Below are 22,625 nucleotides of genomic sequence, written 5' to 3'. Positions count from 1 at the left end.
TGGATAGGGTGTTATGTCCGGAAAAGCGCAACAGCAGTCTCGTATTATTGAGTTGATCAAACTGGGTCGTGAGCAGAAGTATCTGACTTACGCCGAGGTCAACGACCACCTGCCCGAGGATATTTCAGATCCGGAGCAGGTGGAAGACATCATCCGCATGATTAACGACATGGGGATCCCCGTACACGAGAGTGCTCCGGATGCGGACGCCCTTATGCTGGCCGACGCCGATACCGACGAGGCCGCTGCGGAAGAAGCAGCCGCTGCGTTGGCGGCGGTGGAGACCGATATCGGTCGCACCACTGACCCGGTGCGCATGTACATGCGTGAAATGGGTACGGTCGAGCTTCTGACTCGTGAAGGCGAAATCGAAATCGCCAAGCGTATCGAAGAAGGCATCCGTGAAGTGATGAGCGCCATCGCGCACTTCCCTGGCACGGTTGACCATATTCTCTCCGAGTACACTCGCGTCACCACCGAAGGTGGTCGCCTGTCCGACGTTCTGAGCGGTTACATCGACCCGGACGACGGCATCACGCCGCCTGCCGCCGAAGTCCCGCCACCGATCGACGCGAAAGCCGCGAAAGCGGACGACGATTCCGAGGACGATGACGCCGAAGCTTCCGATGACGAAGAAGAAGCCGAAAGCGGTCCGGATCCGGTCATTGCCGCACAGCGCTTCGGCGCCGTGGCCGATCAGATGGAAATCACCCGCAAGGCCCTGAAAAAGCACGGTCGCAACAACAAGGCGGCGATTGCCGAACTGTTGGCCCTGGCCGAGCTGTTCATGCCGATCAAACTGGTGCCGAAGCAATTCGAAGCCCTGGTCGAGCGTGTTCGCAGTGCCCTGGATCGTCTGCGTCAGCAAGAGCGCGCGATCATGCAACTGTGCGTACGTGATGCACGTATGCCACGCGCTGACTTCCTGCGTCAGTTCCCTGGCAACGAAGTCGACGAAAGCTGGTCCGACGCCCTGGCCAAAGGCAAGAGCAAGTACGCCGAAGCCATTGCCCGCGTGCAACCGGACATCATCCGTTGCCAGCAGAAGCTGACCGCGCTGGAAACCGAGACCGGCCTGACCATCGCCGAGATCAAGGACATCAACCGTCGCATGTCGATCGGTGAGGCGAAAGCCCGCCGCGCGAAGAAAGAGATGGTTGAAGCGAACTTGCGTCTGGTGATCTCCATCGCCAAGAAGTACACCAACCGCGGCCTGCAATTCCTCGATCTGATCCAGGAAGGCAACATCGGTCTGATGAAAGCGGTGGACAAGTTCGAATACCGTCGTGGTTACAAGTTCTCGACTTATGCCACCTGGTGGATCCGTCAGGCGATCACTCGCTCGATCGCCGACCAGGCCCGCACCATCCGTATTCCGGTGCACATGATCGAGACGATCAACAAGCTCAACCGTATTTCCCGCCAGATGCTGCAGGAAATGGGTCGCGAACCGACCCCGGAAGAGCTGGGTGAACGCATGGAAATGCCTGAGGACAAGATCCGCAAGGTATTGAAGATCGCCAAAGAGCCGATCTCCATGGAAACCCCGATCGGTGATGACGAAGACTCCCATCTGGGTGACTTCATCGAAGACTCGACCATGCAGTCGCCAATCGATGTCGCCACTGTTGAGAGCCTGAAAGAAGCGACCCGCGAAGTGCTGTCCGGCCTTACTGCCCGTGAAGCCAAGGTACTGCGCATGCGTTTCGGTATCGACATGAACACCGACCATACGCTCGAAGAAGTCGGCAAACAGTTTGACGTGACCCGTGAGCGGATCCGTCAGATCGAAGCCAAGGCGCTGCGCAAGCTGCGCCACCCGACGCGAAGCGAGCATCTGCGCTCCTTCCTCGACGAGTGATACCAGAACCCCCGGCCCAGGCCGGGGGTTTTGTTTATAGGGCAGATTAAATACCCCGCTCCACCCTCCCCCCGCGCACAGCCCGTCTACACTCGAAACATTCCCCCGAGCCATAACGAGACCGTTATGCCCAGACTAGCGTCCGTGCTTTTTTTGCTGTCACTGATGATCTGGACCGCAACGGCTGACGCGCTGACTCTGACCGATGAAGAACGTAGCTGGCTGGCGGCTCACCCGGACTTGCGCCTGGGTGTGGATGCGTCGTGGCCGCCCTTCGAGTTCCGCGACGACCAGAACCGCTATCAGGGCCTGGCAGCGGACTATATCGATGTGATTCGCCAACGCCTGGCGATCAAACTCACCCCCATCGAGCCGGTGAGCTGGACCGTCGTGCTCGAACAGGCGAAAAACGGCACGCTGGACCTGCTTCCGGGCATCATGTCCACCCCGGAGCGCCAGAGTTATTTGTCGTTCACCCGCCCTTATCTCGACTTTCCGATCGTCATCCTCGCCCACGTCGGCGGCCCACAACCGCGCAAGCTCGAGGATCTTTACGGCCTGAAAATCGCCGTTGTCGAAAACTACGCGCCCCATGAACTGCTGCGCACCCATCATCCTGACCTGAACCTGGTGGCAATGCCCAACGTCAGCTCCGCGTTGCAGGCCCTGGCCACCGATGAAGTCGACGCGGTGGTCGGCGATCTGGCCTCCAGTGTCTGGAGCCTGCGTCAGCTCAAGCTCGACGGCTTATACGTCAGCGGCGAGACCCCTTACCGCTACCAACTGGCGATGGGCGTCCCCCGGGACAACAAAATGCTGGTGGGGATTCTGGACAAGGTGTTGGCTGACATGTCCCCGGAAGAAATCAGCAGCATTCAGGAGCATTGGGTCGGCAACGTTCTCGATCACCGGACATTCTGGTCGGATCTGCTGATTTACGGTTTACCGGGCCTCTCGCTCCTGGTCATCGTCCTGGCAGTGGTGATCCGCATCAACCGGCGCCTGAGTTCGGAAATCGCCCGGCGCATCGACCTCGAACAGGAGCTGCGCAGCAGCGAATACCATTATCGCGGACTGGTGGAGAGTCTTTCGGCCATCGCCTGGGAAGCGCGGATCAGCGATTTCACCTACAGCTATGTGTCGCCCCACGCCGAAGATCTGCTCGGTTATCCCCTGTCCCATTGGCTGATTCCGGGCTTCTGGCGCAACATCATTCACCCGGCAGATCTGACCCGTGCCCAGAGTTTTTGCGATCACGAGGTGCTGGCCGGGCGCGATCACAGCCTCGATTACCGCGTAATCACCGCTGACGGCCGTTGCTTGTGGGTGCGTGACATCGTCAGCCTGATCGAACATGGCCACGAACCGGTGATGCGCGGCCTGATGATCGACATCAGCGAAACCAAGCGCACCGAAGAGGCATTGCGCCTGTCGGAACAGAAATTCGCTTCGGTATTCCAGCAATGCCCGGACATCCTGGTCATCGCCCGGCTCTCCGACGGCTGCCTGTTGGAGGTGAACGAAGCCTTTGAGGAACAGATCGGGCTCAAAGCCGAAGAAGTTATCGGCCAGACTGCCACCGAACTCAACATCTGGGGCATTCCCGGAGTTGGCCCAGGCCTGCTTCAGCGGCTGCAAGCCGGCAGCATTCGCAACCTGGAGATGCCCTTTCGCCGCAACAATGGCCAGGTGTTTACCGGGCTGATATCCGCCGAACCCTTCGAGCTCGACACCACGCCCGCACTGGTCGTGGTGGTGCGCGACATTACCCAGCTCAAGGAAACCCAACAGCAACTGCAAACCTCCGAAGAGAAGTTCGCCAAGGCCTTCCACGCCTCGCCGGACGGTCTGCTGCTGTCGCGCCAGAGCGATGGCTTGCTGCTGGAGGTCAACGAAGGTTTCAGTCGCATCACCGGTTTCAACAGCGCCATGTCGGTGGATCGCTCGGCGCTGGACCTGGGCATCTGGGTCAACCTCAACGAACGCAAGCAAATGCTCGACCTGCTGCACCGCGACGGGTTCGTTCGCGACTTCAGCTGCCACATCCGTCGCAGCGACGGGCAGATCCGGCTCTGCGAGGTGTCCAGCCGTCCACTGCCGATCGGCGACGAAGACTGCATGCTGACCATCGCCCGGGACATCACCGAACGCCACCTGATGCAGGAAAAGCTGCAACAGGCTGCAACCGTGTTCGAGAGCACTGCCGAAGGTGTGCTGATCACCGACACCCAGCAACACATCAGCGCCGTGAACCGGGCTTTCACCGAAATCACCGGTTACAGCGAAAGCGAAGCGCTGGGTCACACCCCTCGCCTGCTGGCCTCCGGGCTGCACGACAGCGCGTTTTACGCGGCGATGTGGCATCAATTGACCGACGAAGGTCACTGGCAGGGCGAAATCTCCAACCGGCGCAAGAATGGCGAGCTGTACCCGAGCTGGCTGACCATCAGCGCCGTGCGCAACCGCGACAAGTTCATCACCCACTTCGTTGCGGTGTTCGCCGATATCTCCAGCCTCAAGCACGCCCAGGCCAAACTCGACTACCAGGCGCATCACGACCCGCTCACCGGCCTGCCAAACCGCACGCTGTTCGAAAGCCGCCTGTTGATGGCACTCAACAGTCAGCAGGAAAACGGCGGCCAGGGCGCGGTGCTGTTCCTCGACCTCGATCGTTTCAAGCACATCAACGACAGCCTCGGTCACCCGGTCGGCGATTTGCTGCTCAAGGGCATCGCCGTGCGCCTCAAGGAGCAATTACGCGATATCGACACCGTCGCGCGGCTGGGTGGCGACGAATTCATCATTCTGCTGCCCGGCCTGCAGCAACCCGGCGATGCCGACAACATCGCCACCAAACTGCTGAACTGCTTTGGCGCGCCATTCCAGGCTGGCGAGCATGAGTTCTTCATCAGCGCCAGCATCGGCACCAGCCTTTACCCGCGCGACGGCTGCGATGTCGCGACCCTGATCAAGAACGCAGACGCGGCGATGTACCGCTCCAAGGCCAAGGGCCGCAACCGGGTCGAAAGCTACACCCGCGATCTCACCGCCCAGGCCAGCGAGCGTGTGGCGCTGGAGCACGAACTTCGCCGGGCCATCGAGCGCGAGGAGCTGTACCTCTATTACCAACCGAAAATCAGCCTCGACGATCACAGCCTGGTCGGCGCCGAAGCCTTGATCCGCTGGCGCCACCCGAACTTCGGCGATGTGCCGCCGGAGCACTTCATCCCGCTGGCGGAAGAGAACGGGATGATTCTGCAAATCGGCGACTGGGTGCTGGAGACCGCCTGCCGGCAGATGTTCGAGTGGGGCCAGATCTACGAGTCCCTCGGCCCGCTGTCGGTCAACCTCGCCGGCGCGCAACTACGCCAGCCGAACCTGCTGGGACGCATCGAGCAACTGCTCAAGGACAACCGCCTGCGGCCGGAATTACTGCAACTGGAAATTACCGAAAACTTCATCATGAGCCAGGCCGAAGAAGCGCTGGCGGTGCTGCACCAGCTCAAACACCTGGGCGTGCAACTGGCCATCGACGACTTCGGCACCGGTTATTCCTCGCTGAGTTACCTCAAGCGCCTGCCGCTGGACATTCTCAAGATCGACCAGTCTTTCGTCCGTGGCCTGCCCGATGACCCGCACGACGCGGCAATCGTGCGCGCCATCATTGCCCTGGGCCGCAGCATGCAATTCACCGTGATCGCCGAAGGCGTGGAAACCCAGGCCCAGCAACAATTCCTCGCCGCTGAGGGCTGCGAACAGATCCAGGGCTACATCGTCAGCCTGCCGCTCCCACCCGAGGAATTTGCCGCGACGTTTCTTCGCATAGCCGTATCAGATTTTTCGGATAGCACAGCCGAGAAACCGTCGCTATAATCCGCGGCCTACTGAGGGCCTATAGCTCAGTTGGTTAGAGCAGAGGACTCATAATCCTTTGGTCCACGGTTCAAGTCCGTGTGGGCCCACCAAACATGAAAAAGCCGCGCACTCGCGCGGCTTTTTTTCGCCTGTCGTTTGGTGTTTTACGTTCTTCACAAGCGCAACGTTCGGAAGACTACCGCAAGGTCTGTAGGTTATTTCCCAAGCTGTGTTTTCACTCCGTTTTCGGCCTTGTTGGCCTTTTCTTCGAACGAGTAATCTCCGGGCGCCGCTGTTCGCCAGGGATTACTTTCATGCTCGTGAATGCTGCGCCACTGATAAAAGAATCCAGTGGCCAACAAACATGGATCGACTTAGCTTTGCCCGACCTGCGTACGCTGGCCAGGGAGCTTCGCTCAGCCGCAATTGATGAAGTGAAAAGGGCAGACGATGCGCAAGGAGCCCTCAGAATTCTCCTGGCTCACTTCGGATTCATCGATGAGGCGTTGCTCGCAGTCACCATCCTCACCCCGATCGGAAACGTTGCGGTCATGAGGGACAAACTTGCCCACATCGTCGAAAAACGCGCTGACTCACGAGAGCGCTACGTTCGGCATGCGATTGATACGCTGACGGGACCGTTTGAAATATGGAGAGTGCTGTACGACAACGGCGGATACCGCATGGCCTTCATCAACGCCTACGAGGCAAAAAATGACATGCTCGTCGTGGTAGATGTCAGGCACGGACACGTCCTGTGGAACTTCATGCATGCCCCCGGCAAGAGCGATGAACAAGCACCGCCAGGGCGAACTTCTCTACAAGAGATACGTTCTTCAGGACAAACAAAAAGGGGAGCCTGCTGGCTCCCCTTGAATATTTGAATCCTGATATTGGCATCCTCAGGAAATGGGATGAAGAGGTCTCACCTTACACCGATGTTGCAGCATCGCTGAGGTACCTACGTCTGCTGAAGCCCTGCAAGGCAGCAGATTTCGCGCTCTTGAGGCCATTTTTGATAAAGGCAGCAGGCAAGTCAAATCATTTGTCTGTTCTTTTGTTTCAGTAAAATCCCCCGATCCGGCGGCTGCCTGATCCCCCGCCGCTCAATCAGCGCTCACAAGCGCCTCGCGTGGCGAGCCTGTAACATGCGACCCCATTGATCCGTACCGCTGGAGCCTGCCCTTGCCCGACATCCGCCCACCCGTGCTCGATGAAATCGACCGTCAGCTGATCGCTGCCCTGCAAATCAACGCCCGCGAGAGCGTGGCGATGCTGGCCCGGCAATTGGGGATCGCCCGCACGACCGTGACTTCGCGACTGGCGCGGCTCGAAAAGGCCAAAGTCATTACTGGCTATGGTGTGCGTCTGGGCCAACGTGTGGTGGACGGCGGATTGCAGGCTTACGTCGGGATCAAGGTGCAGCCACGCTCCGGCAAAGAGGTGTTGCGCCGCTTGAGCGCAATGGCTCAGGTACAGCAATTGTGCGCGGTGAGTGGCGAATTTGATTACGTGGCGTGGTTACGGACCGATTCACCGGAGCAGCTGGATCAGCTTCTGGATCAGATCGGCAGCGTAGACGGTGTAGAGAAGACCACGACGTCGATCATCCTCAGCAGCAAGATCGATCGCGGGCATCCAGTCTGACCAACAAGATCGTCAGATTGCAGCACCTACACTCAAAACGACGACACATTGCGTCTTATTAACGTGTTCTACGCTCCCTAGAATGGCTGGCATCTTTTCCTATACTCAGACGCGCATCCAGCGTCGGGTCGCCAGCAAGGTCAGCCATGAACAAGAACAATCGCCATCCTGCAGACGGTAAGAAACCAGTCACCATCTTCGGCCCGGACTTTCCTTTCGCCTTTGACGACTGGATCGAACACCCGGCCGGTCTGGGCAGCATTCCGGAGCACAATCACGGGGCCGAAGTGGCGATCGTCGGGGCCGGTATCGCCGGTCTGGTGGCGGCTTATGAGTTGATGAAACTCGGCTTGAAACCCGTCGTTTATGAAGCCTCGAAGCTCGGCGGCCGTTTGCGTTCCCAGGCGTTCAACGGCACTGACGGCATCGTCGCCGAGCTAGGCGGCATGCGCTTCCCGGTGTCCTCCACTGCGTTCTATCACTACGTCGACAAACTCGGTCTGGAGACCAAGCCCTTCCCCAACCCGCTGACGCCGGCCTCCGGCAGCACCGTGATCGACCTGGAAGGCAAAACCCATTACGCACAGAGCCTGAAGGATCTTCCTGCACTGTTCCAGGAAGTGGCTGACGCCTGGGCCGACGCTCTGGAGGCCGGTTCGCAGTTCTCCGATATCCAGCAAGCGATTCGCGACCGTGACGTGCCACGCCTCAAGGAGCTGTGGAACACTCTGGTTCCGCTGTGGGACGACCGCACCTTCTACGACTTTGTCGCCACCTCGAAAGCCTTCGCCAAATTGTCGTTCCATCACCGCGAAGTGTTCGGCCAGGTCGGTTTCGGCACCGGTGGCTGGGACTCGGACTTCCCCAACTCGATGCTGGAAATCTTCCGCGTAGTGATGACCAACTGCGACGATCACCAGCACCTGGTGGTCGGCGGCGTGGAACAAGTGCCGCAAGGCATCTGGCGTCATGCGCCGGAACGCTGCGTACACTGGCCGCAAGGCACCAGCCTGAAGTCGCTGCACCACGGCGCGCCACGTTCCGGGGTGAAGAAAATTGCCCACGCGCCTGACGGACGTTTCGCGGTCACCGACAACAACGGCGACACCCGCGAATACGCCGCCGTACTGACCACCTGCCAGAGCTGGCTGCTGACCACCCAGATCGAATGCGATGAAACTCTGTTCTCGCAAAAGATGTGGATGGCGCTGGACCGCACTCGCTACATGCAATCGTCGAAGACCTTCGTGATGGTCGACCGCCCGTTCTGGAAGGACAAGGACCCTGAAACCGGCCGCGACCTGATGAGCATGACCCTCACCGATCGCCTGACCCGTGGCACCTATCTGTTCGACAACGGCGACGACAAGCCGGGCGTGATCTGCCTGTCGTACTCGTGGATGAGCGATGCGCTGAAGATGCTCCCGCACCCGGTGGAAAAACGCGTGAAACTCGCGCTGGACGCCTTGAAGAAGATCTACCCGAAGGTCGATATCGCCGCGCGGATCATTGGTGATCCGATCACCGTGTCGTGGGAAGCCGACCCGCACTTCCTCGGCGCGTTCAAGGGCGCCCTGCCCGGCCACTATCGCTACAACCAGCGCATGTACGCGCACTTCATGCAGGACGACATGCCGCCGGAGCAGCGCGGGATTTTCATCGCCGGCGACGACGTTTCGTGGACGCCAGCGTGGGTTGAAGGCGCGGTGCAGACCTCGCTCAACGCAGTGTGGGGAATCATGAAGCACTTCGGCGGGTCCACTCATACAGAGAACCCCGGCCCGGGTGATGTGTTCAACGACATCGGCCCGATCGCCCTGCCCGAGTAAGAGGAATCCCCGATGCGTGTAGCCCTTTACCAATGTCCACCGTTGCCACTGGAACCCGCCGCCAACCTTCAGCGCCTGCATCAACTGGCGATGGAGGCCAAAGGCGCCGACCTGCTGGTGGTGCCGGAGATGTTCCTGACCGGCTACAACATCGGCAAGGAGGCGGTCGCGACATTGGCCGAGGTCTACAACGGTGAGTGGGCTCAGCAAGTCGGACGGATCGCCAAGGCTGCCGGTCTGGCAATTCTCTACGGTTACCCTGAGCGCACCGCCGAAGGACAGATCTACAACGCCGTGCAGTTGATCGACTCGAACGGCGAGCGCCTGTGCAATTACCGCAAGACGCATCTGTTCGGCGATCTGGACCGTTCGATGTTCAGCCCCGGTGATGGCGAGTTTCCCATCGTCGAGCTCAACGGCTGGAAGCTTGGTTTCCTGATCTGCTACGACCTGGAGTTTCCGGAAAACGCGCGGCGCCTGGCCCTTGAAGGTGCCGAGCTGATTCTGGTGCCGACGGCGAACATGATTCCCTTCGATTTCATTGCCGATGTTTCCGTGCGCTCCCGCGCCTTCGAAAACCAGTGCTACGTGGCTTACGCCAACTACTGCGACCACGAAGGCGATATTCATTACTGCGGGCAAAGCAGCATCGCCGCGCCAGATGGCAGCCGCATCGCCCAGGCCGGACTGGACGAAGCCCTGATCGTCGGTGAGCTGGATCGCCAGTTGATGGTCGACTCGCGCAGCGCCAACCGCTACTTCAACGACCGCCGCCCGGAACTTTACGACGCGCTCAACAAGCGCTAATCCGCTAGCATTGGCACTTCACTGTTCTGGAAGTGCCCATGCCTGCGCCGACTCACCCCCGCCCCCACACAGAAACCCTGGCCAACGGCTTGCGCGTGACCCTGCGTCACGTGCCCGGCCTGAAGCGCAGCGCCGCCGCGTTGCGGGTGGCTGCCGGCAGTCATGACGTATCGTTGGCGTGGCCGGGGTTGGCGCATTTCCTTGAGCATTTGCTGTTTCTCGGCACCGAGCGTTTTCCTGCACAGCAAGGGCTGATGGCCTACGTGCAAGGTCACGGCGGTCAGGTGAATGCCAGCACCCGCGAGCGCACCACCGATTTTTTCTTTGAGTTGCCGCCAGCGTCCTTCAGCGGTGGGCTGGAGCGTCTTTCAAACATGCTCGCCCACCCGCGTATGAATACGGACGATCAGTTGCGGGAACGGGAAGTGTTGCAGGCGGAGTTTGTCGCGTGGTCGCAGGATGCTGCGGCTCAGCAGAAAGAGGCGCTGTTTGAGGGATTGTCGGCAGCACATCCATTGCGCGGCTTTCATGCCGGGAACCGCGACAGCCTGCCGTTAGAGCAAGCGGATTTTCAGCAGGCGTTGAAAGACTTTCATCAGCAGTTTTACCGCACCGGGCAGATGACTTTGAGCCTGCTCGGGCCGCAGAGTGTTGAAGAACTGCGCACGCAGGCCGAACAGTTTGCCGCCACGCTGACGCCTGGGGATAAAACTGCACAGGCTGCCCCCGTTCGCTTGATGGACAACGCACAAGAAAGTTATCAACAGGTCGGCGAGCGGCACGGCAATCTGCTGTTTGCGTTGGAGGATTTGCCGGAGTCGTCGGCCGAGGCGCTGGCGTTTCTCTGTCACTGGCTGAACAGCGCCAAACCCGGTGGATTGCTCGCGCATTTGCGGCAGCAGGGGCTCGCTGACGGCTTGCAAGCTAGCGTGCAGTACCAGTTCGGCGGGCAAGCCTTGCTGCATCTTCAGTTCACTTCAGCTTCCGGTTCGCTCGACCTCATTCGCGAGCATTGTCTGGATTGGCTGAGTTTCTTCGCAGCGCAGCAGGACTGGCCGGCGTTGCGTCAGGAGTATGCAACGCTGCTTGAACGGCAGCAGCAGGTCAGCGGTGCATTGCAGTTGGCCCGACTCGACAGCGAACAACTCGAGAATGAAATCTCCGAAACGGCCGTTGCGGCGCTCAAAGTGATTCTCGGCAAAATCGGCACTGTGGATAACTTCAGCAGTCACTGGCATCTGCCCGCTGCCAATCCGTTCCTGCGCGCAGCCGAGCCACTGGCCAACGCCGGCCTGATCCGCGGCCAGACCAGCGCCCACCGGGGCCTGCGCACGTTTGCTCAGGATCGCTCGCGCAGCCGCCGCGAACGCTCGCCGATGCAATTCAGCCAGGCGCTGCCGGATAACGGTGACGAAGGTGCGGTGTATGTGCGCTGGCAGACGGAAGCGGCGGCCACGACCGAGCTGCAAGCGAAACTGCAACGCAGTCTGCGGGAGGTTTCCGACGACGCGCGTCAGGCTGGGGTCGAGTTGTCTTTCAGCGCCTCAGCTGATCAGTGGCTGCTGAAACTCACTGGCCTGCAGGACACGCTGCCCGTTGTCCTGGAACACGCGCTGAAATCTCTGACACAAGTAGGCGCCGATTCCGCAAAAGGCGAGCCACAACCGTCGCTGATACCGATCCGCCAACTGCTCAAAATACTGCCCGAACAGTGCCTGCCAGCCATCGGCGAATCCGATGACGCCGCCCACCTGTGGACAACTTCCCGCTGGGACGGTCTGGCTTTGGGGTTAAGCCCGCAAACCCAGTCAGCCATGGGTCTGGCCCTGAGTCGCATCCCCGGCATCCCGGACAATCAAATTCCCGCACCGTCGGCAATCAACGCCGGATACCGGTGGAGTCAGATCGACAGCGCGTCCAGCGAACATGCCTTGCTGCTGCTCTGCCCGACCGCCAGCCGTGAAATCGACGACGAAGCCGCGTGGCGCCTGCTCGCGCACCTGTGCCAGACACCGTTCTACCAACGCCTGCGCGTCGAACTGCAACTCGGCTATGCCGTGTTCAGCGGGTTGCGCCAGTTCCACGGCCAGACCGGATTGCTGTTCGGTGTGCAATCGCCCACGGCCACCGCCGCGCAATTGCTCGACCACATTCAGCAGTTTCTCGATGACCTGTCAGCCCTTGTCGAACAGCTGGATGCCGCCAGCCTCACTCAGCAACGCCAGACGCTTGCCGATCAGTTCGATGACAACGTCCTGTCCGGCAAAGATGCGGCTGAACTCCTGTGGCAGGCCCGCCTCGCCGGCCACTCGTCGGATTATCTGGTGCAATTGCGCAGCGCCATCGCTCAACTGGATCGCCCGACATTGCTGGCCGCTGCCCAACGTCTGATCCGCGCCGAAGGCGGCTGGCATGGTCTGGCCAACAGCCCTGCGCCGGGCGCGCCATGGCAAGCGGCAAAATGATCATTACCGGGGCTGCAAGGAGCTTTCTCAAAGATTCACGGGCAAAGCCACCGAAATTTTGAGTAACATAGCCACCTAACTATTTGGAACATCCCTGTGCTGCCGTGGACTATACCTATGGATAGCGCTATCTCACCCACCTGAAAAAGGAGTCACCCGATGGCTTGGACCAAACCTGCTTACACCGACCTGCGCATCGGCTTCGAAGTCACCATGTACTTCGCCAGCCGCTGAGTCCTGCCTCAAGCAGAACACTGCAGTGCAACGCCTCGGCTCGCCGGGGCGTTTTATTTTCAGCGTTGAAATGATGGAGCGTTCATGTTCGTCCAGATTCTGGGTTCGGCCGCCGGTGGCGGTTTTCCGCAGTGGAACTGCAACTGCGTCAATTGCGCCGGTTTTCGCGACGGCAGCCTGAATGCCCAGGCCCGTACCCAATCGTCCATCGCGATTTCCGATGACGGCGTGAACTGGGTGCTGTGCAACGCCTCCCCGGACATCCGCGCGCAGCTTCAGAGCTTCGCCCCGATGCAGCCGGGCCGCGCCCTGCGTGATACCGGCATTAGCGCGATCATCCTGATGGACAGCCAGATCGACCACACCACCGGCCTGCTCAGCCTGCGCGAAGGTTGCCCGCATCAAGTCTGGTGCACGGACATGGTCCACGAAGACCTGAGCACCGGTTTCCCGCTGTTCACCATACTCAAGCACTGGAACGGCGGGCTGGACTGGAACCGCATCGAACTCGACCAGAGTTTCACCGTCGCTGCGTGCCCGAACCTGCGCTTCACCCCGCTGCCGTTGCGCAGCGCAGCACCGCCCTACTCGCCGCACCGCTTCGACCCGCACCCGGGCGACAACATCGGCCTGATCGTCGAAGACCTCAGCACCGGCGGCAAACTGTTCTACGCCCCGGGCCTGGGCAAGGTCGACGCGCCATTGCTGGAAATCATGGCCGGCAGCGACTGCGTGCTGGTGGACGGGACAATGTGGGACGACGATGAAATGCAGCGCCGTGGCGTCGGCACCCGCACCGGCCGCGAAATGGGCCACCTGGCCCAGAACGGCCCCGGCGGCATGCTCGAAGTGCTGGAGCAGCTTCCCGAGCAGCGCAAGGTGCTTATCCACATCAACAACACCAACCCGATTCTCGACGAAGACTCCCCGGAGCGCGCGGAACTGGTGCGGCGCAGTGTTGAAGTGGCGTATGACGGCATGAGCATCGTCCTGTAACGAATGGCCCGGAGAACCGCAATGACCGACACCCCGCTGTCCACCGCCGAATTCGAAGCGGCCCTGCGCGCCAAGGGCGCCTATTACCACATTCATCACCCGTATCACGTCGCGATGTATGAAGGCCGGGCCACCCGCGAGCAGATCCAGGGCTGGGTCGCCAATCGCTTCTACTATCAGGTGAACATCCCCCTGAAAGACGCGGCGATCCTCGCCAACTGCCCGGATCGCGAGATCCGCCGCGAGTGGATCCAGCGCTTGCTCGACCACGACGGCGCTCCCGGTGAAGACGGCGGCATCGAAGCCTGGCTGCGTCTGGGCCAGGCCGTCGGTCTCGATCCGGATCAATTGCGTTCCCAGGAGCTGGTGCTGCCCGGCGTACGTTTCGCCGTCGATGCCTACGTCAACTTCGCCCGCCGCGCCAGTTGGCAGGAAGCCGCCAGCAGCTCGCTGACCGAGCTGTTCGCGCCGCAGATCCACCAGTCGCGCCTCGACAGCTGGCCGCAGCATTACCCGTGGATCGATCCGGCCGGCTACGAATATTTCCGCACTCGTCTCGGCCAGGCCAGACGCGATGTCGAGCATGGCCTGGCGATTACGCTGGAGCACTACAAGACCCGCGAAGGCCAGGAGCGCATGCTGGAAATTCTCCAGTTCAAACTGGACATTCTTTGGAGCATGCTCGATGCCATGAGCATGGCCTACGAACTGAACCGCCCGCCGTATCACAGCGTCACCGATCAACGGGTCTGGCATAAAGGAATCGCCTTATGAGTTTCGACCGCAGCAAGACCCCGACCTGGCGTCCCGGCTACCGTTTCCAGTACGAACCGGCCCAGAAAGGCCACGTGCTGCTATATCCGGAAGGCATGATCAAGCTCAATGAAAGTGCCGCGCTGATCGGCGGCCTGATCGACGGTGAGCGGGACGTCGCGGCAATCATTGCCGAACTCGACAGACAGTTCCCCGGCGTACCCGAGCTCGGTGACGACATCGAGCAATTCATGGAGGTTGCCCGTGCGCAGCACTGGATCGAACTTGCCTGAGTCATCGGTGCAAGTCCCGGCCAAACCGGAAGTCGGCCTGCCGCTGTGGCTGCTCGCCGAACTGACTTACCGCTGCCCGCTGCAATGCCCGTACTGCTCCAATCCGCTGGATTTCGCCGAGCAGGGCAAAGAGCTGAGCACCGAGCAGTGGATCAAGGTATTTCGCGAGGCGCGGGAGATGGGCGCGGCGCAACTGGGTTTTTCCGGGGGCGAACCGCTGGTGCGTCAGGACCTCGCCGAGCTGATCCGTGAAGCGCGCCAGTTGGGTTTCTACACCAACCTGATCACCTCCGGCATCGGCCTGACCGAGCAGAAGATCAGCGACTTCAAGAAGGCCGGGCTCGATCACATCCAGATCAGTTTCCAGGCCAGCGACGAGCAAGTGAACAACCTGCTCGCCGGCTCGAAAAAAGCCTTCGCGCAGAAACTGGAAATGGCCCGCGCCGTGAAGGCCCACGGCTATCCGATGGTGCTGAACTTCGTTACCCATCGGCACAACATCGACAAGATCGACCGCATCATCGAGCTGTGCATCGCGCTCGAAGCGGACTTCGTCGAACTCGCCACCTGCCAGTTCTACGGCTGGGCGCAGCTCAATCGTGTCGGCCTGTTGCCGACCAAAGAGCAACTGGTTCGCGCCGAACGCATCACCAACGAATACCGCGCCAAACTGGAAGCCGAAGGGCATCCGTGCAAGCTGATTTTCGTCACCCCGGACTATTACGAAGAACGCCCGAAAGCCTGCATGAATGGCTGGGGCAGTCTGTTTCTGACGGTCACACCGGACGGCACCGCCCTGCCCTGTCATGGCGCCCGACAGCTGCCGGTACAATTTCCCAATGTGCGCGACCACAGCATGCAGCACATCTGGTACGACTCGTTCGGCTTCAACCGCTTTCGCGGCTATGACTGGATGCCCGAGCCGTGCCGCTCCTGCGACGAAAAGGAACAGGATTTCGGCGGCTGCCGCTGCCAGGCCTTCATGCTCACCGGCGATGCTAGCAATGCCGATCCGGTGTGCAGCAAGTCCGAACATCACGGTGTGATTCTCAAGGCCCGCGAAGAAGCCGAGCATGCCACCCAGACCATCGAACAACTGGCCTTTCGCAATGAACGAAACTCGCGCCTCATCGCCAAAGGCTGAGCCTTTCAGTGCCACCGCTGCGGTTGCTGCCGGCGTGGATTTCGCCGAGCTGCAACTTGGCACCCATGGTTTGTTCTGGAATGAATATCGCCCGACAGACGCCGCCTGCCGGATCTGGCACTGGCGTGATGGCGCGGCGAAATGTCTGACGCCTGCGGGTCTCAGCGTGCGCAGTCGGGTGTACGAATATGGCGGTGGGGCGTTTTGTCTGACGCCTGACGGGGTGGTTTTCGTCAACGAGGCGGACCAGCAGCTGTACCGCCAGACGCTGGACGGCGAGCCCGTGGCATTGACGTCCGGGGAATGCCGATATGGTGATCTGCACTTTGCCGATGGGCAGGTGCTGGCTGTTGAAGAGAACGGTGATCGGCATCGGTTGGTGGCTATCGATCTGGCGAATGGCGCCCGTCAAATGCTGGTTGAAGGTGCGGATTTTTACGCCTCGCCGATCATCAGCCCGGATGGCCAGCACCTGGCGTGGATCGAGTGGAGCCGTCCGCATCAGCCGTGGACATCCACTCGACTGATGATCGCCGAGCTCTCGTCCAATGGATTTTCCGCCCCGCGTTGTGTGGCGGGTGAAGCGTTTGAAGAGTCGATCCAGCAACCGCGCTTCGATGCCAGCGGACGACTTGGCTGTCTGACCGATCGTGGAGGTTATTGGCAACCGTGGGTCGAGTCGGCAAACGGCTTACAACCGTTAGCTAGCGCCGAAGCCGATCACGCGCCAGCCCCATGGCAACTCGGCGGCTGCACCTGGCTACCCACCGACGAAGCATTTTTGGCGAGCTGGAGCGAAGGCGGTTTCGGTCGCCTGGCGCTCAACGATGAAGACTTCACTGGCGACTACAGCCGCTTCCGTCATCTGGCTGTCGACGATCAGTTCATTTACTGCATTGCCGCCTCACCGATCAGCCCTTCTGCAGTGATCGCCATCGATCGCAAATCGCGTGAAGTGAATGTCCTGGCCGGCGGTATCGCACCGCTGCCAGCCGAGCGCATCAGCCGCCCGCAAACCCTGCGCTATCCCAGCGGTTCGGGTGAAGCGCACGGCTTCTTTTACCCGGCCACAAATGGCGATGTGAAGCCGCCGCTGGTGGTGTTCATCCACGGCGGCCCGACGTCGGCCTGCTACCCGATGCTCGACCCGCGTATTCAGTACTGGACGCAACGCGGCTTCGCCGTCGCCGACCTCAACTATCGAGGCAGCAGCGGTTATGGCCGGGAGTATCGTCAGGCGCTGCATCTGAGCTGGGGCGCAGTGGATGTCGAGGATGCCTGTGCGGTGGTGGCCTATCTGGCCGAACGCGGCATGATCGACGGCGAACGTGCATTCATCCGTGGCGGCAGCGCCGGTGGCTACACCACACTGTGCGCACTGGCATTCCATCAAGTGTTCCGCGCCGGCGCCAGTCTGTACGGCGTCAGTGACCCGGTGGCCCTGGCCCGCGCGACACACAAGTTCGAAGGCGACTACCTGGACTGGCTGATCGGCGACCCCGAGCAAGATGCCGAATGCTACGCCGCCCGCACGCCGTTGCTGCACGCAGGCAACATTCGCGTACCGGTGATTTTCTTTCAGGGCGAACTGGACGCCGTGGTCGTGCCGCAACAGACCCGCGACATGGTCGCGGCCCTGGAGCAAAACGGCATTGAAGTCGAAGCGCATTACTACGCCGACGAACGCCACGGCTTCCGCCGGGCCGCCAACCAGGCCCATGCGCTGGAGCAGGAATGGCGGTTCTACCGGCGAGTGATGGGTTTGACGGACTGAGACTCAGCGCTTGGCGATGATGTACACCGCGTGCACGATCCCCGGGATGTAACCGCACAACGTCAGCAGAATGTTCAGCCAGAACGCGCCGCCGAACCCGACCTGCAGAAACACACCCAGTGGCGGCAACAGAATGGCGATGATGATGCGGATAAAGTCCATGGGGCAGCTCCTGATTGGGGGTTGGCTCACCTGAGCCATACAAGCTAATCGACCTGTGCCGTTTGTCAGGGTTCAGTGCAAACCACAATCTCGCCATCTGATCGCCATTACCCGGCCATAAAAAAACGCCCCACGCCAAAAGAATCAGGCGTGGGGCGTGCGTTATACCGCGAGACGGTTCTTGAATTCGGGTGGGAAACTTCAGCTCAGACGGCAATCCCTTTGCGGCATTGCAGCTGCGCGGTGCGTACCCGGGAGAAGGCGCGGGCCAGGCGCAGGAGCATTTCGTCGATGTTGGCCTTGCTGACGTTGAGCGCCGGGGTGAAGCGCAGGCAGTTGGCTTGAGGGGCGTTGAGCAGCAAGCCTTCATGCAGCGCGGCTTTGACGACGGCCTCGGCGGAGTCTTCCGACAGGGTCAGTCCCCAGAACAGCCCCTGCCCACGCAACTCGCCATGTTCATAACGATGGGCCAGACGAGCGAGCCCTTCGCGCAGATGCTGGCCGTTGTCCCGGATTTGTTCGAGGAATGCGCGGTCTTGCACGCTGTCGAGCACGACCAGCCCTGCGGCGGTCATCAACGCGTTGCCGTGATGAGTGCCGCCCAACTCGCCGGGGTCGAAACAGCAGGCCTTGCCTCGCGCCAGCAACGCCGCCAGTGGCACGCCACCGCCGAGGCCTTTGCCGAGCACGACGATATCGGCGCGCACGCCGTAGGATTGTTCGGCGAGCATGGTGCCACAGCGGCCAATGCCGGTCTGAACCTCGTCGAGAATCAGCAGAATCCCCAACTCACGGCACAAGCGTTCGACACCCTTGAGGTAATGCTCGGTCGCCGGGATCACCCCGGCATCGCTCTGGATCGGTTCGAGCATGATCGCCACGGTCTGCGCATCAACCGCCGCATGCAGCGCCGGCAGGTCATTGAACGGCACTAGGTCGAAACCCGGCAGCAGCGGCGCAAAACGGTTGTGCAAATTGCAACTGTCCGACGCCGAAATCGTCGCCAGACTACGTCCGTGACACCCTTGTCTGGCGACAATGATCCGCGAGGCGCCGCCGCGATGCAGCTGGCCCCATTTACGCGCCAGTTTGATCGCCGCCTCACAGGCTTCACTGCCGCTGTTGAGCAGATACGCCTGATCGCTGGAAGTACTGGCGCACAGGCGCTCAGCTAGGCTGAGCATGCCGCGGTTGTGCAGATTGAAGCCGGGATTGATTAACGCTTGAGCCTGGTTGGCAATGGCTTTGACCAGCGCCGAAGGGCTGTGGCCGAGGCTATTGGCGCCTCCGGCCTGGGAAAAATCCAGGTAGGCGCGGTCATTGCTGTCCCATAGCCAGGAACCCTGGCCGCGAACGAATACCTGCTGCGGGCGTTCGACGCTGGGCATCAGACGCTCGGCATTCAGGCCGTCAGCGGCATCCGATTCCTGGGTTTCAAAAGCCAGGTCATCGAGGCTCGGCGTCTGGCGCCGCAAACTGAACAGATTCATTGAAAAAAACCTCGATCGAGGTTTTTTGAACTGCCTATGCAAACACTTTCAAAACAAACGCTGGTCATTGCGCTTTCCGGCCCTGTAAGCCTTGTGAATGCGGTTAGACTAGGCCTGTTCACGGCGTCGAGCCATTTCGATTTCCCAGCATTTTCGATAAGTATTACTTATGGATTTCAAACAACTGCGTTATTTCGTCGCGGTCTACGAAGAAGGTCACGTCGGACGCGCCGCCGAGCGCCTGTCGATCTCTCAGCCCGCGCTGTCCCAGCAGATCCGCCATCTGGAACAGAACCTCGACGTCACGCTGTTCGAGCGCAGCAGCAAACGCCTGCTGCCAACCCTCGCCGCCCACACGCTGTACAACCACGCCTTGCCGCTGCTCGACGGCATGCAGCGGGCGCGTGAGGCGCTGGGCAACTTCAAGGGTCAGGCACTTCGAACATTGGCGATTGGTGTGCTGCAAACCGTGCACACCAGCCTGGTGCCGCAAATGCTGGAGAGAGTGCGCAAGGCCCAGCCGCATCTGGTGGTACAGATTTATGAACTGACGGGGCTTGAGATCGAGCGGCGGCTGCTCAACGGCTCTTTGGATATCGGCATCAGCTATCTGCCGCCACGCCAGCCGGGCCTGCACGGCGTGATGCTGTACGAAGATGAACTGACGCTGGTCATCCCGGCGGATCATCCGCTGCGGGAATTCAAGAAAGTCTCGATGAGTCAGGCGGCCGAATTGCCGATGTTGTTACTGGGTGAAGAATTTCAGATCCGCCAGATCTGGCAGGCCCAACTGGCCAGCCTCGGGCGACGCCCGCAAGTGCAGGCCGAATTGAACAATATGGTGGGGATTCTCGACAGCCTGCCGCATACCCGTCTGGCGACGGTGCTGCCTGGGCGTTCGCAAAAAGAGTACGACGATCAGGATCTTTTGTGGAAACCGTTGAGTGAGCCGCGCGTGCCGTTGAAAGTCGGGCTGGTGTGTCGCGATGTGCAACGCCAGCAGGCGCCATTGGCCTTGCTGCGAACGTTGCTGGAAGAAGTGATGCAGCGTGAGGAAAAACCGCTGAAAGGTGCGCCGCCGCTGGACGCGTTGAGCTGAAAACTTTTCTGCGGGCATAAGAAAACCCCGCCGAAGCGGGGCTTTGCAGACTGTTTCCCTGACATCCATTTCACTCCGCCACCCTGGCAGAATCCTACGTGTCCGTGTTGTTGCTTTGCGCTTCCTGCGCGACGTCCATGGAAAGTAGATTAGCTCTGGATCCAATCTACGCCTATGGGAGAACAGCAGCACGTCATGTAAGAGATCGCTTACATGACGTTACATCATCAGAAATGCGCAGCGTCCAGCAGGAACAGCGACTCGCTGCCGGCCTTGACCGACGCGCTCAACGAGTGAATCCGCGGCAGCAGACGGGCGAAATAGAACCGCGCCGTGCCGAGTTTGCTCGCGTAGAAATCGTCCTGCGCTTCTTTGCCCAGCGATGCCTTGGCCATCAGTGCCCACATGTAGGCGTAAGCGGTGTAGCCGAACGCTTGCAGATACTCGACCGACGCCGCGCCGATTTCGTTCGGGTTGGTTTTCGCCCGGTCCAGCAGCCACGAGGTAAGCTCGTCGAGGGTGTCGACGGCGTCATTCAGTGGCTTGGTGAACTCGCCCAGATCGGCACTGGCGGTTGCAGTGAAATGGCGGATCTCGTCGGCGAACAGCTTGTAGAACGCGCCGCCGCTGCCGACGATCTTGCGACCCACCAGGTCCAGTGCCTGAATGCCGTTGGTGCCTTCGTAGATCTGGGTGATGCGCACGTCACGCACCAGTTGCTCCTGGCCCCACTCGCGGATGTAACCGTGGCCGCCGAAGATCTGCTGGCCATGGACAGTGGTTTCCAGACCCAGATCGGTCAGGAAGGCCTTGGCCACTGGCGTAAGCAACGCAACCAGATCTTCCGCGCGTTTGCGGGTGGCGGCGTCTTCGCTGAACTTGGCGGTATCGAGTTGCATCGCCACGTAGGTGGAGAACGCACGGCCGCCTTCGTTCGAGGCTTTCATGGTCAGCAACATGCGACGCACGTCCGGGTGGACGATGATCGGGTCGGCCACCTTGTCCTTGTTCTGCGCGCCGGTCGGCGAACGGCTCTGCAGGCGGTCGCGGGCGTATTCGATGGCGTTCTGGTACGAGCGCTCACCGGTGGCCAGGCCCTGGATACCGACGCCCAGACGCTCGTAGTTCATCATGGTGAACATCGCGGCCAGGCCCTTGTTCGGCTCGCCGACCAGGTAACCTACGGCTTCGTCGAAGTTCATCACGCAAGTGGCGGACGCCTGGATGCCCATCTTGTGTTCGATCGAACCACAGTTCGCCGGGTTGCGCGCGCCCAGGCTGCCATCGGCATTGACCATGAACTTCGGCACCAGGAACAGCGAAATGCCCTTCGGCCCAGCCGGTGCGTCCGGCAGTTTGGCCAGCACCAGGTGGATGATGTTCTCGGTCAGGTCGTGCTCACCGCCGGTGATGAAGATCTTGGTGCCGCTGACCTTGTAGGAGCCGTCGGCCTGAGGTTCGGCTTTGGTGCGGATGATGCCCAGGTCGGTGCCGGCATGCGGCTCGGTCAGGCACATGGAGCCGGCCCAGACACCGGCGTACATGTTCGGCAGGTAAGCGGCTTTCAGTTCTTCGCTGGCGTGGGCGTTGATCGACAGGCAGGCGCCGGCGGTCAGCATCGGGTACAGACCGAAGGACAGGCTGGCGGAGTTGACCATTTCTTCAACTTGGGCGGAAACGGCTTTTGGCATGCCCATGCCGCCGTAGGCCGGATCACCGCCTACACCGACCCAGCCGCCTTCGGCATAAGTCTGATAGGCCTGTGGGAAACCGGCCGGCGTGGTGACGGCACCGTCGGCCCAGTGGCAGCCTTCTTCGTCGGCGGCACGGCTCAGGGGCGCGATGCTTTTGCTGGTGACCTTGCCGGCCTCTTCGAGAATGGCTTCAACGGTTTCCGCGTCCACGGTCTCGGCCAGGGCCGGCAGTTCGGCCCAGAGTTTGGCGACTTCGAACACTTCATTGAGGACGAAGCGCATATCGCGCAGCGGCGCTTTGTAGTCAGCCATGGCAAACCTCGCAAAGATCTAAACAGGTGATTCGTGGAAGGGTGTTTTCGTTGAGCTGGAGTGTAACCCAACAACTTTTGCGACACATAGGGTCAGGCGGTGACTGTTTTGTTATTTTTAGTCACCAGCAATCAACCATAAAGAAGCCCGCAATCTGCGGGCTCTTTTGTTTAACAGTGGCGTGTTACAGGGAGAACAACTGGGCCGGCA

At 60.6% G+C, this 22,625-nt stretch carries 17 protein-coding genes and 1 tRNA gene; 15 read left to right on the top strand and 3 right to left on the bottom strand.

Going from position 1 to position 22,625, the window contains the following annotated elements:
• Positions 1–13 precede the first annotated feature (13 nt).
• The 14 genes from rpoD (at position 14) to K5E37_RS13755 (ending at position 17,658) form a co-directional block, all read left to right on the top strand.
• Positions 14–1,861 (top strand): RNA polymerase sigma factor RpoD, encoded by a 1,848-nt coding sequence (gene rpoD, locus K5E37_RS13820; RefSeq protein WP_007959889.1) that lies wholly within the window; start codon positions 14–16, stop codon positions 1,859–1,861.
• Between the two features lie 126 nt (positions 1,862–1,987).
• Complete coding sequence (locus K5E37_RS13815; RefSeq protein WP_007959886.1) at positions 1,988–5,734, top strand: bifunctional diguanylate cyclase/phosphodiesterase; 3,747 nt, start codon at positions 1,988–1,990, stop codon at positions 5,732–5,734.
• Between the two features lie 15 nt (positions 5,735–5,749).
• Positions 5,750–5,826 (top strand) — tRNA-Ile (locus K5E37_RS13810).
• A 3-nt stretch (positions 5,827–5,829) separates the two neighbouring features.
• A complete protein-coding gene (locus tag K5E37_RS13805; protein ID WP_258712436.1) occupies positions 5,830–6,600 on the top strand; it encodes a PBECR2 nuclease fold domain-containing protein in 771 nt (256 codons plus the stop codon).
• Between the two features lie 301 nt (positions 6,601–6,901).
• The gene (locus tag K5E37_RS13800) at positions 6,902–7,363 is read left to right on the top strand and encodes an Lrp/AsnC family transcriptional regulator (RefSeq protein WP_007959884.1); all 462 of its coding nucleotides are present in this window, start codon (positions 6,902–6,904) and stop codon (positions 7,361–7,363) included.
• A gap of 146 nt (positions 7,364–7,509) precedes the next feature.
• On the top strand, positions 7,510–9,192 hold the full coding sequence (locus K5E37_RS13795; RefSeq protein WP_221534123.1) for an NAD(P)/FAD-dependent oxidoreductase: 1,683 nt from the start codon (positions 7,510–7,512) through the stop codon (positions 9,190–9,192).
• Between the two features lie 12 nt (positions 9,193–9,204).
• A complete protein-coding gene (locus tag K5E37_RS13790; RefSeq protein ID WP_221534122.1) occupies positions 9,205–9,999 on the top strand; it encodes a carbon-nitrogen hydrolase family protein in 795 nt (264 codons plus the stop codon).
• A 38-nt stretch (positions 10,000–10,037) separates the two neighbouring features.
• Positions 10,038–12,464 (top strand): pyrroloquinoline quinone biosynthesis protein PqqF, encoded by a 2,427-nt coding sequence (gene pqqF / locus K5E37_RS13785; RefSeq protein ID WP_221534120.1) that lies wholly within the window; start codon positions 10,038–10,040, stop codon positions 12,462–12,464.
• 159 nt (positions 12,465–12,623) lie between these two features.
• On the top strand, positions 12,624–12,698 hold the full coding sequence (pqqA, locus tag K5E37_RS13780; protein WP_003444522.1) for a pyrroloquinoline quinone precursor peptide PqqA: 75 nt from the start codon (positions 12,624–12,626) through the stop codon (positions 12,696–12,698).
• An 84-nt stretch (positions 12,699–12,782) separates the two neighbouring features.
• The gene (gene pqqB, locus K5E37_RS13775; protein ID WP_221534117.1) at positions 12,783–13,694 is read left to right on the top strand and encodes a pyrroloquinoline quinone biosynthesis protein PqqB; all 912 of its coding nucleotides are present in this window, start codon (positions 12,783–12,785) and stop codon (positions 13,692–13,694) included.
• A 21-nt stretch (positions 13,695–13,715) separates the two neighbouring features.
• On the top strand, positions 13,716–14,468 hold the full coding sequence (pqqC, locus tag K5E37_RS13770) for a pyrroloquinoline-quinone synthase PqqC (protein ID WP_007959877.1): 753 nt from the start codon (positions 13,716–13,718) through the stop codon (positions 14,466–14,468).
• Entirely contained in the window at positions 14,465–14,740 is a 276-nt protein-coding gene (gene pqqD / locus K5E37_RS13765; protein ID WP_007959876.1) for a pyrroloquinoline quinone biosynthesis peptide chaperone PqqD, read from the top strand. Before pqqC ends, pqqD begins: the two co-directional genes overlap by 4 nt.
• On the top strand, positions 14,712–15,884 hold the full coding sequence (gene pqqE / locus K5E37_RS13760) for a pyrroloquinoline quinone biosynthesis protein PqqE (RefSeq protein WP_192559139.1): 1,173 nt from the start codon (positions 14,712–14,714) through the stop codon (positions 15,882–15,884). The genes pqqD and pqqE overlap by 29 nt, the downstream gene beginning before the upstream one ends.
• Positions 15,850–17,658: a S9 family peptidase gene (locus K5E37_RS13755; RefSeq protein WP_221534115.1), complete on the top strand. Its 1,809-nt coding sequence runs from the start codon at positions 15,850–15,852 to the stop codon at positions 17,656–17,658. The genes pqqE and K5E37_RS13755 overlap by 35 nt, the downstream gene beginning before the upstream one ends.
• A 3-nt stretch (positions 17,659–17,661) precedes the next feature.
• Here K5E37_RS13755 and K5E37_RS13750 read toward each other — a convergent pair whose 3' ends face one another.
• Together K5E37_RS13750 and K5E37_RS13745 are read right to left on the bottom strand one after the other, a co-directional pair.
• Complete coding sequence (locus K5E37_RS13750; protein WP_003228885.1) at positions 17,662–17,820, bottom strand: YqaE/Pmp3 family membrane protein; 159 nt, start codon at positions 17,818–17,820, stop codon at positions 17,662–17,664.
• Positions 17,821–18,026: 206 nt separating this feature from the next.
• On the bottom strand, positions 18,027–19,310 hold the full coding sequence (locus K5E37_RS13745) for an aspartate aminotransferase family protein (protein WP_085609080.1): 1,284 nt from the start codon (positions 19,308–19,310) through the stop codon (positions 18,027–18,029).
• Positions 19,311–19,479: 169 nt separating this feature from the next.
• Here K5E37_RS13745 and K5E37_RS13740 point away from each other — a divergent pair, with 169 nt between their 5' ends.
• On the top strand, positions 19,480–20,409 hold the full coding sequence (locus tag K5E37_RS13740; RefSeq protein ID WP_085609079.1) for a LysR family transcriptional regulator: 930 nt from the start codon (positions 19,480–19,482) through the stop codon (positions 20,407–20,409).
• Between the two features lie 227 nt (positions 20,410–20,636).
• Here K5E37_RS13740 and K5E37_RS13735 read toward each other — a convergent pair whose 3' ends face one another.
• Positions 20,637–22,415 (bottom strand): acyl-CoA dehydrogenase C-terminal domain-containing protein, encoded by a 1,779-nt coding sequence (locus K5E37_RS13735; RefSeq protein ID WP_221534112.1) that lies wholly within the window; start codon positions 22,413–22,415, stop codon positions 20,637–20,639.
• Positions 22,416–22,625: the final 210 nt, after the last annotated feature.

It is taken from the genome of Pseudomonas sp. RIT778 (genome assembly GCF_019718735.1).
In the GTDB taxonomy this organism is placed as follows: Bacteria; Pseudomonadota; Gammaproteobacteria; order Pseudomonadales; family Pseudomonadaceae; genus Aquipseudomonas; species Aquipseudomonas aphyarum.
This window is presented reverse-complemented; position numbering and strand designations above follow the sequence as displayed.